Origin of the sequence: Streptomyces sp. LUP47B, assembly GCF_001746295.1 — a bacterium.
Taxonomy (GTDB): domain Bacteria; phylum Actinomycetota; class Actinomycetes; order Streptomycetales; family Streptomycetaceae; genus Streptomyces.
Genome location: NZ_MJAH01000021.1, coordinates 148,590 through 162,818, shown reverse-complemented (window position 1 = coordinate 162,818; position 14,229 = coordinate 148,590). Strand labels below are relative to the sequence as shown.

The window sequence follows — 14,229 nt, the reverse complement described above, 5'->3', positions numbered from 1 at the left end:
TCGCTGTGTTCTGATCCGCGGCCTCCGCACCTCGTTCCGCGTACCGCCCGGACGGTCGACCCACCGTCCGGTCTCCCCTGGCCGCGCGATCCGCGGCCGCGCAGAAGGAGTCAGTGTTGAGAGACAGGTCCTCCCACAGACGCACCCCCCACACCCTGCACCGCAGGGCCGCCGCCGTGGCCCTCGTCGGTGTCTCCGCCCTGATCGCCGCGGCGGTCCAGTCGGGCGCCGCCACCGCGGCCCCCGAGAAGGCAACGTCGGCCGCGGGCAAGGTGATCCCGGGCGCCGAGTCCCTCAAGCTCACCCCCGCCCAGCGGGCCGAGCTGATACGCGAGGCGAACGCCACCAAGGCGGACACCGCCAAGGACCTCGGCCTGGGCGCCAAGGAGAAGCTGGTCGTCCGTGACGTCCTCAAGGACGGCGACGGCACGCTCCACACCCGCTACGAGCGCACCTACGACGGTCTGCCCGTCCTCGGCGGCGACCTGGTCGTGGAGACCGCGAAGTCGGGGGCGACCGAGGCGGTCGTCAAGGCCACCCAGAAGGCCATCAAGCCGGCCACGACCACGGCCGCGCTGCCCGCCGCCAAGGCCGAGACGCAGGCGCTGAAGGCGGCGAAGGCGGCGGACGCGAAGATCCCCAACGTCAACCGCGCCCCGCGCAAGGTCATCTGGGCCGGCAACGGCACGCCGACCCTGGCGTACGAGACGGTCGTCGGCGGCCTCCAGGAGGACGGCACCCCGAACGAGCTGCACGTCGTCACGGACGCGGCGACCGGCGCGAAGCTCTACGAGTACCAGGGCATCGAGACCGGCACCGGCACCACCATGTACAGCGGCACGGTCACCCTCGGCACCACTCAGTCCGGGTCGACGTACAACCTGACCGACGGGGCGCGCGGCGGCCACAAGACGTACAACCTCAACCACGGCACCTCCGGCACCGGCACCCTCTTCTCGGGCCCCGACGACGCCTGGGGCAACGGCAGCGCCTCCAACGCCGAGACGGCCGGCGCGGACGCGCACTACGGTGCCGCGCTCACGTGGGACTACTACAAGAACGTGCAGGGGCGTTCGGGTATCCGCGGTGACGGGGTGGGCGCGTACTCCCGGGCCCACTACGGCAACAACTACGTCAACGCGTTCTGGGACGACAGCTGCTTCTGCATGACGTACGGCGACGGGTCGGGCAACACCCACCCGCTGACGGCGATCGACGTGGCCGGTCACGAGATGACCCACGGCGTCACGTCGAACACCGCGGGGCTCAACTACTCGGGCGAGTCCGGCGGACTGAACGAGGCGACCTCCGACATCTTCGGCACGGCCGTCGAGTTCTACGCCAACAACTCCTCCGACGTCGGTGACTACCTCATCGGCGAGAAGATCAACATCAACGGCGACGGCACCCCGCTGCGCTACATGGACAAGCCGAGCAAGGACGGCGCGTCCAAGGACAGTTGGTACTCGGGGATCGGATCGGTGGACGTCCACTACTCGTCCGGCCCGGCGAACCACTTCTTCTACCTCCTGTCGGAGGGCAGTGGCACCAAGACCATCAACGGTGTCACCTACAACTCCCCGACCTCGGACGGCCTCCCGGTCACCGGCATCGGCCGGGACAAGGCGGAGAAGATCTGGTTCCGCGCGCTGACCACGAAGTTCACGACCACGACCAACTACGCGGCCGCCCGCACCGGCACCCTCGCGGCGGCGGGTGAGCTGTACGGCACGACGAGCGCCGAGTACACGGCCGTGGCGAACGCCTGGGCGGGCGTGGCGGTCGGCTCGCGGCCCGGCGGTGGCGGCGGTGGCGGCACCTCGTTCGAGTCGACCACCGACGTATCGATTCCGGACAACGGGGCTGCGGTCAATTCGCCTGTCACCGTCTCAGGGCGTACCGGCAACGCGCCCTCGAACCTCGCGGTCGCGGTCGACATCGTGCACACCTACATCGGTGACCTCCGGGTGCAGCTGATCGCCCCGGACGGTACGGCGTACACGCTGAAGGCGTACGGCACGGGCGGCAGCACCGACAACCTCAACACCACGTACACGGTGAACGCATCCTCCGAGGTCGCCAACGGGACCTGGAACTTGCGGGTCCAGGACAACGCGGCCCAGGACACCGGCTACATCAACAGCTGGAAGCTCACCTTCCCGTAGACCGGCAGGACCGACAGGCACACGGACAGGCGCCGCCCCGGTGGTTCGACTCCCCGGGGCGGCGCCTCTTTTTGCCATCCCATGACTGACGGCTTGTTGGGGCTTTGCCCAGGTCAACCGGGTTTACATCGCTGCAATGTTCACCCACTGGTCGACTTTCGGCCAACATCACTTGAGGGTCATGACATGTACGCGCCTTGATGCCACGCTTCCTCACAACCGCCGCACAACTTCACGACCACCCCGGAAGGCAACCCCACGCCCTCCGGGCTCCCCCACGAAGGAGCTTGTGTGACCCCCCTCTACGCGCGTCACAAGCGCACCACCCTGGCCATCGCCACCGCCGTCGCGGCCGGGGCCCTGCTCGCCACCGGTCTGACCACCGGCAGTGCCGCCGCCGCAACCCCGGCGGAAGGCTCCAGCAAAGCCACTCCCGCGGGCGCCCCGGTCCAGCTGTCCGCGGCCGCACGCACCTCGCTCATCAAGGAGCAGCAGGCCGAGGCCGGCTCCACGGCCCGCGAGATAGGTCTCGGCGCCAAGGAGAAGCTGGTCGTCAAGGACGTCGTGAGAGACGCCGACGGCACGGTCCACACCCGCTACGAGCGCACCTACGACGGCCTGCCCGTCCTCGGCGGCGACCTGGTCGTCCACGAGTCGAAGTCCGGTGCCACCGAGGGCGTCTCCAAGGCGACGAAGGCCACCATCAAGGTCGCCTCGCTGACCCCCAAGGTCACCGTCGCCAAGGCCGAGACGCAGGCGCTGACCGCCGCCAAGGCCGCGGGCTCGGACAAGGCCGCGGCCGACGGCGCGCGCAAGGTGATCTGGGCCGGCTCGGGCACCCCCGTCCTCGCCTACGAGACGATCGTCGGCGGCTTCCAGGACGACGGCACCCCGAACCAGCTGCACGTCATCACCGACGCCGCCACCGGCAAGAAGCTCTACGAGTACCAGGGCATCGAGAACGCGACCGGCACCGGCAAGAGCCTGTACTCGGGCACGGTCAGCCTGGAGACCACCCTGTCGGGCTCGACGTACCAGCTGACCGACGGCACGCGCGGCAGCCACAAGACGTACAACAAGTCCCACGGCACCAGCTCGTCGGCGGGCACCCTGTTCACGGACGCCGACAACACGTGGGGCACCGGGGCCGCCTCCAGCTCCACCACCGACCAGACGGCGGCCGTCGACGCCGCCTACGGCGCGGCGGAGACGTGGGACTTCTACAAGTCCACCTTCGGCCGCAGCGGCATCAAGAACAACGGCGTCGGCGCCTACTCCCGCGTGCACTACGGCAACCAGTACGTGAACGCGTTCTGGGACGACAGCTGCTTCTGCATGACGTACGGCGACGGTGAGGGCAACGTCAGCCCGCTCACCTCGCTGGACGTGGCCGGCCACGAGATGAGCCACGGCGTCACCGCGAACACGGCGGGCCTGAACTACTCCGGCGAGTCCGGCGGCCTCAACGAGGCCACCTCGGACATCTTCGGCACGGGCGTGGAGTTCTACGCCAACAACTCCAACGACGTCGGTGACTACCTCATCGGCGAGGAGATCGACATCAACGGCGACGGCACCCCGCTGCGCTACATGGACAAGCCCAGCAAGGACGGCGGCTCGGCGGACTCCTGGTCCTCGTCGGTCGGCAACCTGGACGTCCACTACTCGTCGGGCGTGGCGAACCACTTCTTCTACCTCCTCTCGGAGGGCAGCGGCGCCAAGACGATCAACGGCGTGTCCTACAACTCGCCGACGTCCAACGGCTCCACGGTCACCGGCATCGGCCGCGCCAAGGCCCTGCAGATCTGGTACAAGGCGCTGACGACGTACTTCACGTCGACGACCAACTACAAGTCGGCGCGCACGGGCACGCTCTCCGCGGCGTCCGCCCTGTACGGCTCCACCAGCACCGAGTACAAGGCGGTGGCCGCGGCCTGGTCCGCGGTCAACGTGAGCTAGTCCGCAGGAGGCTCGACGGGCGGTACCCGGGACGAAGGCAGCTCCGGGTACCGCCCTACTCTTGGGTCCCATGTCCTTCACGTACGACGACGTCGGCGCGACCCGGCGGAGCGGCTTCTGCCCGCCCGGCTTCCACCCCCTGCATGTACGCACCCGCATAGGGGAGGGTCACGACGTCTTCCGGAAGGCCTCCGAGGCGGTCCTGACCTGGGAGATGCACCGCGCCCTGGGCGTGGGCATAGACGCCACCGCGGACCGCGCGGCCCCCGACGTGGACGTCACGGTCACCCTCGCGGGCGTCATCAGGGCTCCCTGCCGGGTCGTCTGGACGGTCGAGGAACACCGCCGCGCGGGCTGGGCCTACGGCACCCTTTCCGGCCACCCCGAATCCGGCGAGGAGTCCTTCGTCGTCGACCGCACGGGCGACGGCACGGTATGGCTGACGGTTTCGGCGTTCAGCCGCGCCGCGAAGTGGTACGCCCGGGCGGGCGGCCCGGCGACCCGGGGCCTGCAGCACGCGTACGCGCGAAAGTGCGGGTCGGTGCTGCGGAAACTGTGCGGCGGGGAGGACGCGGGCTGAGCGAGCCCGCCCGCGCCCCCGCGGTTCACCGCAAGAGCACCCCCGCCCCCTCCACCACGTCCTCCGAAGGCACCGCCACCAGCCCCAGCTCCGCGCCCGACACCAGCAACCGGTGCGAGGGCAGGATGCGGACCGTGTAGCCGAAGGGTCCCGTGCGGTCCAGGGACAGCGGGCCCTCGTAGACCCACCGCCCCTCCGCGTCCGGGCCGCCGACCGACTTCAGCGGGACCGTCGCCGCGTCCGCGATGCGGTCCTCCTCGTCGACCCGGCCGGAGACCGCCTGGACCTCCACGTCGTCCGGGCCCAGGGCGCCGAGGCCCACGTGGACCCTGAGGCCGAGCGTGGTGCCGAGTTCGGCCGTGGTCGTCGCGGCCGTGGTCTCCACGTGGTCGACCGTCACCCCGTGCCACTGCGCCCGCACCCGGGACTTCCACTCCGCGAGCTCGCGCGCCACGTCCGGGGCCATCGTGCGGTGGGCGTGGGCCGCGGGGGCGTAGAGGCGTTCGACGTACTCGCGGACCATGCGGCCCGCCAGGACCTTCGGGCCCAGCAGGGTGAGCGTCTGGCGGACCATCTCGATCCAACGGTCGGGGAGGCCTCCCTGTCCCTGCTCGTAGAAGCGGGGGGTCACCCGCTGTTCGAGCAGTTCGTAGAGGGCGTCGGCCTCTATGTCGTCACGGCGGTCGGGGTCGGTCCCCACACCGTCCGCCGTCGGGATCGCCCAGCCGAAGTCGGGCTGGAACCACTCGTCCCACCACCCGTCGAGGACGGAGAGATTGAGGCAGCCGTTCAAAGCCGCCTTCATCCCGCTCGTTCCGCAGGCCTCCAGCGGCCGCAGCGGGTTGTTGAGCCAGATGTCGCAGCCCGGGTACAGCTTCTGCGCCATCGCCATGCCGTAGTCGGGCAGGAAGACGATCCGGTGGCGCACCCGTGGGTCGTCCGCGAACCGCACCAGCTCCTGGACCAGGCGCTTTCCGCCGTCGTCCGCCGGGTGCGCCTTGCCGGCCACCACGATCTGGATCGGTCGTTCGGGGTGCAGCAACAGGTCCATCAGCCGGTCGCGGTCCCGCAGCATCAGGGTCAGCCGCTTGTACGACGGGACGCGGCGCGCGAATCCGATCGTGAGGACGTCGGGGTCCAGCACGCCGTCGATCCAGCCCAACTCCGCCGTACCGGCGCCGCGTTGCCGCCAGGACGCCCGCAGCCGGTCCCGTACCTCCACCACCAGCTGCTCCCGCAGTGAGCGGCGCAGCTCCCAGACGTCCTGGTCGGGGATGTCGCCCACGGCGTCCCAGCGGTCCGAGCCACCGACGGTCAGCGCGTCCTCGGTGCGCTGGGCGCCGATCTGCCGGGCGCCGAGCCGGAACACCTCGGGCGCGACCCAGGTCGGGGCGTGCACCCCGTTGGTCACGGAGGTGATCGGCACCTCCTCGGGGTCGAATCCCGGCCAGAGTCCGGAGAACATCTCCCGGCTGACCTGCCCGTGCAGCAGCGAGACGCCGTTGGCGCGCTGGGCGAGGCGCAGGCCCATGACGGCCATGTTGAAGAGGTTGGGTTCGCCGCCGGGGTAGGTCTCCATGCCCAGCGCGAGGATCCGGCCCACGTCCATGCGCGGGAGCTCGGCGTCGGCACCGAAGTGCCGGGCGACCAGCTCCCGGTCGAAGCGGTCGATGCCGGCCGGGACGGGCGTGTGCGTGGTGAAGACGGTCCCCGCCCGGACCGCCTCCAGGCCGGCGTCGAAGTCCAGTCCCTGGTCGCAGAGTTCGGCGATCCGCTCCAGACCGAGGAAGCCGGCGTGCCCCTCGTTGGTGTGGAAGACCTCGGGTCCTGCGTGGCCGGTCAGCCGGCAGTACGTCCGTACCGCGCGGACACCCCCTATGCCGAGGAGCATCTCCTGGAGCAGACGGTGTTCGCTGCCGCCGCCGTAGAGCCGGTCGGTCACCCCGCGTTCGCCGAGGTCGTTCTCCTCGACGTCGGAGTCCAGCATCAGCAGGGGCACCCGGCCGACCTGGGCGAGCCAGATCCGGGCGTGCAGCTGCTTGCCGCCGGGCAGGGCCAGCGACACCTGGGCCGGGGTGCCGTCGGCCTCCCTCAGCAGCGCCACCGGCAGTTCGTTGGGGTCCAGGACCGGATAGTGCTCCTGCTGCCAGCCGTCCCGGGACAGGGACTGGCGGAAGTAGCCGTGGCGGTACAGCAGACCGACGCCGATCAGCGGTACGCCCAGGTCACTGGCCGCTTTGAGATGGTCGCCGGCCAGGATGCCCAGACCGCCGGAGTACTGCGGCAGGGCGGCCGTGATGCCGAACTCGGGCGAGAAGTAGGCGACGGCGGCGGGGAGTTCACCGGGGTGGGTCTGGTACCAGCGCTCCCCGGTGACGTAGTCGTGGAGATCGTCGGCGACCGCGGTGAGCCGGCGCAGGAAGCGGCGGTCCTCGGCGAGTTCGGCGAGCCGGGCGGGGCGCACGCTGCCGAGCAGCCGTACGGGATCACCGCCCGACGCGGCCCAGTGCTCCGGATCGACGGACTGAAAGAGATCACGGGTCTCCGTATGCCAGGACCAACGCAGATTGCGCGCCAGGTCGCTCAGCGGCCGGAGGGGTTCGGGCAGGACAGGTCGGACGGTGAATCGACGGATAGCCTTCACTTGCCACCTCAGCGCGTTCGCTGGAGGACGCACGGCGGTGTGCGTCGTCGTCTCCGCCAACGGTATCTGCGTTGCCGTCGCCCGTGGTGAGGGCTGCGCCGCAGGATCGGTCCGGAAATCGCCGCAACCCCCTCACGTCCCCCATAGCCGATATGGCCGATTCCCTCCCCGCAGGCGTCCTTGTGGTACTTCGCACCACACGAGAGGCTTCCCCATGGCGTGCCGGCCGACGCCGGGTGGACCCGGCGGTCCGCGGCTGCCGCACGCCGTGTTGAGGAGGGGAACTCAAGTCATGGCACGGACGCGAGATCGGCGTCTGCGCTGGGTGGGGGGCCTGACCGCGGTGAGCTGCGCTGCCGCACTTTCGGCCATCACCCTGCCCGCGCACGCCGCACCGGAGGGGCGGATACTCGGCGCCGGAGAGCCCGGTTCCGTCAGCGGGAGTTACCTGGTGACACTCAAGGGGGGAACGAAGGCTCCGTCGGCGACCGGAAAGGGCCTCGCCGAGAAGTACGGGGCGAGAATCAGCCATACCTATGGCACGGTACTCAACGGCTACGCGATCCGGGCCGACGCGAGACAGGCCAGACAGCTCGCGGCGGACTCCCGGGTCGCCTCGGTCGTCCAGGACACCCGGGTGACCCTGGAGCGCACCCAGAAGAACCCTCCGTCCTGGGGTCTGGACCGCCTCGACCAGCCGAGGCTGCCGCTGGACAGGTCCTACACCGGGCCCGCGTCCGCGGGCGCCGGGACGACGGTGTACGTGATCGACACCGGCATCCGGATCTCCCACAAGGACTTCGGGGGCCGGGCGTCCTACGGCTGGGACTTCGTCGGGAACGACGGATCGGCGGGTGACGGCAACGGTCACGGCACCCACGTGGCGGCCATCGTCGCCGGCACCGGGTACGGCGTCGCCAAACGGGCGAAGGTGGTGGCCGTACGCGTTCTCGACAACACCGGATCGGGCACGACCGCGCAGGTCATCGCCGGTATCGACTGGGTGACGAAGAACGCGCGGAAGCCGGCGGTCGCCAACGTCAGCCTGGGCGGGATCCACAGCGCCCAGCTGGACGCCGCCGTCCGCGCCTCCATCGCGTCCGGGGTGACCTACGCGGTTGCCGCGGGCAACGACGGACTGTCGGCGGGGCTCTACTCCCCCGCGGACGTACCCCAGGCGATCACGGTCGGCGCGACCGACACGAAGGACACCCGGGCGGGCTTCTCCAACTACGGATCCGCCGTCGACCTGTTCGCACCGGGGGTCTCGATCACCTCGGCGGGCATCACCGGCGACACCGCCAGGGCGACCTTCTCGGGTACGTCGATGGCGGCCCCGCACGCGGCGGGCGCGGCCGCGCTGTATCTCGCCGACCACCCGAGGGCCACTCCGGCACAGGTCGGCAAAGCGCTGGTCAAGCTGGCGGTATCCGGGAAGGTGTCCGGCCGGGGGGCGGGTTCACCGGACAAACTTCTCCAGGTGCCGGGTTCCTAGGGGGAAGCGTCCGCACACCGGCCCCGTTCGGCAAGAACGGGGCCGGTTTGTGTAAAGACATACGCGTGAGTAGTTAACAAAGTGCCGGATTGCCCACCCGAATAGGGTGGGAAGGCTCCTGCGGTACGGCGCTCGGGTAGGTTCACCGGTACGCCACGCAGGACCCCCTCCCCACATCCATCCGCCCACCCGAAGATGACGCGGACAGGAGCGGTCATGCCCGCCACGCACCATTCGTCAGCACCCCCGACGTCCAGCACCGACGCGTCCACCACGCGTCCCGTCGACCCCGGACCACCGCGCCTGGAGCAACCCTCCACACCGCAGGGACCGGCCACGACCGTCGGGCGTATACCCGTCCTCGACGTGCGTCCGGTCGTCCAGCGCGGACGCAGGCCCGCCAAGGCGGTCACCGGCGAAACGTTCGAGATCTCGGCCACCGTGTTCCGTGAGGGTCATGACGCGGTCGCCGCCAATGTCGTACTGAAGGATCCGGAGGACCGCGCCGGACCCTGGACCCCCATGCGGGAACTGACCCCTGGCACCGACCGGTGGGGCGCCACCGTCACCGCGGGCAGCCCGGGGCTGTGGACCTTCACCGTCGAGGCCTGGGGCGACCCCGTCACGACCTGGCGGCGCCACGCCCAGATCAAGATCCCGGCGGGCATGGACACCGAGCTGGTCCTGGAGGAGGGCGCCCGGCTCTACGAGCGCGCCGCGGCCGGAGTCCCCGACGACGGGCGCAACGGCGTGCTCCTCTCGGCCATCCGCGCCCTGCGCGACGAGTCCCGGCCCGCCGCCGCCCGGCTCGCGGCCGCGTTGACGCCCGAGGTGGACGCGGTGCTGGCGCGTCATCCGCTGCGGGAGTTGATCACGGCGTCGGAGACGCTGCCGCTGCTGGTGGAGCGGGAGCGGGCGCTGTTCGGGTCGTGGTACGAGTTCTTCCCCCGTTCGGAGGGCACGCCCGAGCGGCCGCACGGCACGTTCCGGACCGCGGCGCGCCGGCTGCCGGCGATCGCGGCGATGGGGTTCGACGTGGTCTACCTGCCGCCGATCCATCCGATCGGCAGCACCTTCCGCAAGGGCCGCAACAACACCCTGTCCGCGGGCCCGGACGATGTGGGCGTGCCGTGGGCGATCGGCTCACCGGAGGGCGGCCACGACGCCGTCAACCCGGACCTGGGCACGATCGAGGACTTCGACTGGTTCGTGCAGCAGGCCGCCGAGCAGGGTCTGGAGATCGCGCTGGACTTCGCGCTGCAGTGCTCGCCGGATCATCCCTGGGTGCACAAGCACCCGGAGTGGTTCCACCACCGCCCGGACGGCACCATCGCGTACGCGGAGAACCCGCCGAAGAAGTACCAGGACATCTACCCGATCGCCTTCGACGCCGACATGGACGGTCTGATCGCGGAGACGCTGCGGGTGCTGCGGCACTGGATGGACCACGGGGTGCGGATCTTCCGGGTGGACAACCCGCACACCAAGCCGGTGGTGTTCTGGGAACGGGTGATCGCGGACATCAACGCCACCGACCCGGACGTGATCTTCCTGGCCGAGGCGNGAGGCGGCCTCCTACATGCGGCCGAACTTCTTCGCCAACACCCCCGACATCCTGCACGAGTTCCTCCAGCACGGCGGCCGCCCCGCGTTCGCGCTGCGCGCGGTACTGGCCGCGACGCTCTCGCCGACCTGGGGCATCTACTCCGGCTACGAACTCGCGGAGAACACCCCGGTGCGGGAGGGCAGCGAGGAGTACCTGGACTCGGAGAAGTACCAGCTCAAGGCCCGCGACTGGGACACCCCCGACAGCATCGCCCCCCTGATCACCCAGCTCAACACCATCAGGCGGGACAGTCCGGCCCTACGGCAGTTGCGCGACCTCCACTTCCATCACGCGGACAAGGACTCGGTGATCGCGTACTCGAAGCGGAGCGGCTCGAACACGGTTCTGGTGGTCGTGAACCTCGATCCGCACCACACCCAGGAGGCCACGGTCTCGTTGGACATGCCGCAACTCGGCCTGGAATGGCACGAGTCGGTGCCGGTGCGCGACGAGCTCACCGGTGAGACCTATCACTGGGGCAGGACGAACTACGTGCGTCTCGAACCGGGCACTCGCCCCGCGCACATCCTCACCGTCCTGCGACCGTCCACCCCGCAGATCGGAGGGTCACCCACAACATGATCGTCAACGAGCCCGTCCACGACACCTTCGAGGACACCCCTGCCAAGGACCGGGACCCGGACTGGTTCAAGCGGGCCGTCTTCTACGAGGTCCTCGTCCGCTCCTTCCAGGACAGCAACGGCGACGGCGTCGGCGACCTCAAGGGCCTGACCGCCAAACTCGACTACCTGCAGTGGCTCGGTGTCGACTGCCTGTGGCTGCCGCCGTTCTTCAAGTCACCGCTCAGGGACGGCGGTTACGACGTCTCCGACTACACCGCCGTGCTGCCGGAGTTCGGTGACCTCGCCGACTTCGTGGAGTTCGTCGACGCCGCCCACCACCGCGGCATGCGCGTGATCATCGACTTCGTGATGAACCACACCAGCGACCAGCACCCGTGGTTCCAGGAGTCCCGGGCCAACCCCGACGGCCCCTACGGCGACTACTACGTGTGGGCCGACGACGACAAGCAGTACCAGGACGCCCGGATCATCTTCGTCGACACCGAGGCCTCCAACTGGACCTTCGACCCGGTCCGCAAGCAGTACTTCTGGCACCGCTTCTTCTCCCACCAGCCGGACCTCAACTACGAGAACCCGGCCGTGCAGGAGGAGATGATCTCCGCGCTGAAGTTCTGGCTGGACCTCGGCATCGACGGCTTCCGTCTCGACGCGGTGCCCTATCTGTACCAGGAGGAGGGCACCAACTGCGAGAACCTCCCGGCGACCCACGAGTTCCTCAAGCGGGTCCGCAAGGAGATCGACGCCTCCTACCCGGACACGGTGGTGCTGGCGGAGGCGAACCAGTGGCCGGAGGACGTCGTCGACTACTTCGGCGACTTCGAGAGCGGCGGCGACGAATGCCACATGGCGTTCCACTTCCCGGTCATGCCCCGCATCTTCATGGCGGTCCGCCGGGAGTCCCGCTACCCCGTCTCCGAAATCCTCGCCAAGACCCCGGCCATCCCGTCGAACTGCCAGTGGGGCATCTTCCTGCGCAACCACGACGAGCTGACCCTGGAGATGGTCACCGACGAGGAACGCGACTACATGTGGGCCGAATACGCGAAGGACCCGCGTATGCGCGCCAACATCGGCATCCGGCGGCGGCTCGCCCCCCTGCTCGACAACGACCGCAACCAGATCGAGCTCTTCACCGCCCTGCTGCTGTCCCTGCCCGGCTCGCCGATCCTCTACTACGGCGACGAGATCGGCATGGGCGACAACATCTGGCTCGGCGACCGCGACGCCGTACGCACCCCCATGCAGTGGACACCGGACCGTAACGCAGGGTTTTCCTCCTGCGACCCCGGGCGGCTCTATCTGCCGACCATCATGGACCCCGTCCACGGTTACCAGGTCACCAACGTCGAGGCGTCGATGGCGTCGCCCTCGTCGCTGCTGCACTGGACCCGCCGGATGATCGAGATCCGCAAGCAGAACGCCGCCTTCGGCCTCGGCTCCTACACCGAGCTCCCGTCGTCGAACCCGGCGGTGATCGCGTTCCTGAGGGAGTACGAGGACGACCTGGTCCTGTGCGTGCACAACTTCTCACGGTTCGCGCAGCCGACGGAGCTGGACCTGAGTGCCTTCAACGGACGGCACCCGGTCGAGCTGTTCGGCGGGGTACGGTTCCCGGCCATCGGTGAACTGCCGTACTTGCTGACCCTCGCCGGGCACGGTTTCTACTGGTTCCGGCTCCGCAAGGAAGCCGCCTAGCCGACGAGGACCCGGGCGAGGCGGTTTCCACCGCCCCGCCCGGGGCACGCATCAGTAACACCCCGATCAGCCAGCCCGGGGAAAGGACGCCACGCCATGTCGGAAGCCGTCACCCGCACCGCCACGACGAGTCCAGGCCTCCTCGCCTCGCTTGATCCACTTCTGCGCGAGTGGTTGCCGCGGCAGCGCTGGTTCGCGGGCAAGGGACGCCCGGTCACCGGATTCTCGCTGGTGGCGGCCACCGAGCTGCTGCCGCCCACCGCCAAGCTCGGCCTGTACCACCTGCTCGTCCGCGCCCACCAGCCACTCACCATGGGCGCCCCGCCGCACCCCGGGGACTGCTACCAGCTCCTCATAGGCGTGCGCGAGGCGCTGCCGCCCCGGCTGGCGCCCGCGCTGATCGGCCACGTCGAGGAGGGCCCGCTCACCGGCCGTACCGCGTACGACGCCCTCTACGACCCACTGCCCGCCGAACTGCTCCTGGAAGCGATCCGCTCCGGGAACCGGATCGGCGGGCTGTCTTTCGAGCGGGACCCGCAGCAGGAGATCCGGGAGGGTCTGGTGGCCCGGGTGATGACCGCCGAGCAGTCGAATTCGTCGATCGTCTACGGAGATACGTTCATCCTGAAACTCCTGCGCCGGATCGTGCCCGGCGTCAACCCCGACCTGGAGCTGCCACTGGCGCTGGCCGGGGAGGGCTGCCCCCGGGTGCCCGCGCCGACGGGGTGGCTGCGGACGGAGCTGGCCGGGGAGCCGTACACCCTCGCTGTGCTCCAGCCCTTCGTGCAGGGTGCTTCGGACGGCTGGGAGCTGGCCCTGCGGGAGCTCGCCAAGGGCGAGGACTTCGGTGCCGAGGCGCACGCGCTCGGGCGGGCCACCGCCGAGGTGCACACCGCGCTCGCCCGGGCGCTACCGACCGTGACACTCGGCCACCAGCAGCTGCACCTGCTCGTCGACGGCATGATCGAGCGGCTGGAGGCGGCCGTACAGGCGGTCCCGGCGCTCCGGCCGTACGAGCCGGGCCTGCGCTCCGCCTTCACCGCGCTGGGTGATCTTGCCGCCGAGGGCAGCACCTGGACCGCGCAGCGCATCCACGGCGACCTCCACCTCGGCCAGTGTCTGCGCTCGGCCGCCGGGCACTGGTCGCTGATCGACTTCGAGGGCGAGCCGTCCAAGTCGCTCTCCGAACGCCGGCTGCCGCAGCCCACGGCCCGGGACATCGCCGGGATGCTGCGCTCCTTCGACTACGCGGCACACTCGACCGACCTGCCGGTACCGGGCTGGGCCGAGGCGTGCCGGGCCGCGTACTGTTCCGGATACGCCGAGGTCAGCGGCGTGGACCCGCGAACCGATCCGGTACTGCTGCGCGCCTACGAGACCGACAAGGCGATCTACGAGGTCGTCTACGAGGCCCGGCACCGCCCGGACTGGCTGCAGGTGCCGATGGCCGCGGTGGCGCGGTACGCGACAACCGACCTGATCTGACCGACCCGACTCCCGC

Annotated in this window: 8 protein-coding genes and 1 pseudogene; 8 read left to right on the top strand and 1 reads right to left on the bottom strand. The window is 69.9% G+C overall.

The genetic code is table 11. The annotated features are described in order from the left end of the window. Nucleotides 1–116: 116 nt before the first annotated feature. From BFN33_RS42765 to BFN33_RS42755, 3 genes are all read left to right on the top strand, one after another. On the top strand, nucleotides 117–2,165 hold the full coding sequence (locus BFN33_RS42765) for a M4 family metallopeptidase (RefSeq protein ID WP_069765621.1): 2,049 nt from the start codon (nucleotides 117–119) through the stop codon (nucleotides 2,163–2,165). A 291-nt stretch (nucleotides 2,166–2,456) separates the two neighbouring features. Beyond that, nucleotides 2,457–4,124 carry a M4 family metallopeptidase gene (locus BFN33_RS42760; protein WP_069765620.1) on the top strand — a complete coding sequence of 556 codons (1,668 nt, stop codon included), beginning with the start codon at nucleotides 2,457–2,459 and terminating at the stop codon, nucleotides 4,122–4,124. 70 nt (nucleotides 4,125–4,194) lie between these two features. Next, nucleotides 4,195–4,704 carry a DUF1990 domain-containing protein gene (locus BFN33_RS42755; RefSeq protein ID WP_069765619.1) on the top strand — a complete coding sequence of 170 codons (510 nt, stop codon included), beginning with the start codon at nucleotides 4,195–4,197 and terminating at the stop codon, nucleotides 4,702–4,704. 25 nt (nucleotides 4,705–4,729) lie between these two features. Here BFN33_RS42755 and BFN33_RS42750 read toward each other — a convergent pair whose 3' ends face one another. Then, a complete protein-coding gene (locus BFN33_RS42750) occupies nucleotides 4,730–7,348 on the bottom strand; it encodes a glycosyltransferase family 1 protein (protein ID WP_069765618.1) in 2,619 nt (872 codons plus the stop codon). A 292-nt stretch (nucleotides 7,349–7,640) separates the two neighbouring features. Between BFN33_RS42750 and BFN33_RS42745 the strand changes: the two genes are divergently transcribed. From BFN33_RS42745 to BFN33_RS42730, 5 genes and pseudogenes are all read left to right on the top strand, one after another. Further along, nucleotides 7,641–8,843, top strand: coding sequence for a S8 family peptidase (locus BFN33_RS42745; RefSeq protein ID WP_069765617.1), 1,203 nt, complete (start codon nucleotides 7,641–7,643; stop codon nucleotides 8,841–8,843). Nucleotides 8,844–9,059: 216 nt separating this feature from the next. Then, a pseudogene (locus BFN33_RS54925) lies at nucleotides 9,060–10,406 on the top strand (maltotransferase domain-containing protein); the annotation flags it as partial. A gap of 1 nt (nucleotide 10,407) precedes the next feature. Further along, on the top strand, nucleotides 10,408–11,031 hold a 624-nt coding region (locus BFN33_RS54920; protein WP_370743373.1), incomplete at its 5' end, for an alpha amylase C-terminal domain-containing protein. Continuing rightward, nucleotides 11,028–12,728 (top strand): maltose alpha-D-glucosyltransferase, encoded by a 1,701-nt coding sequence (treS, locus tag BFN33_RS42735; RefSeq protein ID WP_069765616.1) that lies wholly within the window; start codon nucleotides 11,028–11,030, stop codon nucleotides 12,726–12,728. The genes BFN33_RS54920 and treS, both read left to right, overlap by 4 nt. Nucleotides 12,729–12,824: 96 nt before the next feature. Continuing rightward, complete coding sequence (locus tag BFN33_RS42730; RefSeq protein WP_069765615.1) at nucleotides 12,825–14,213, top strand: maltokinase; 1,389 nt, start codon at nucleotides 12,825–12,827, stop codon at nucleotides 14,211–14,213. The last annotated feature ends 16 nt before the right edge of the window (nucleotides 14,214–14,229 follow it).

Bases quoted from the DNA above. Each gene is read 5' to 3' on its own strand.
- BFN33_RS42745 (WP_069765617.1), top strand. From the start codon at position 7,641: ATGGCACGGACGCGAGATCGGCGTCTGCGCTGGGTGGGGGGCCTGACC.
- BFN33_RS42755 (WP_069765619.1), top strand. From the start codon at position 4,195: ATGTCCTTCACGTACGACGACGTCGGCGCGACCCGGCGGAGCGGCTTC.
- BFN33_RS42730 (WP_069765615.1), top strand. From the start codon at position 12,825: ATGTCGGAAGCCGTCACCCGCACCGCCACGACGAGTCCAGGCCTCCTC.
- treS (WP_069765616.1), top strand. From the start codon at position 11,028: ATGATCGTCAACGAGCCCGTCCACGACACCTTCGAGGACACCCCTGCC.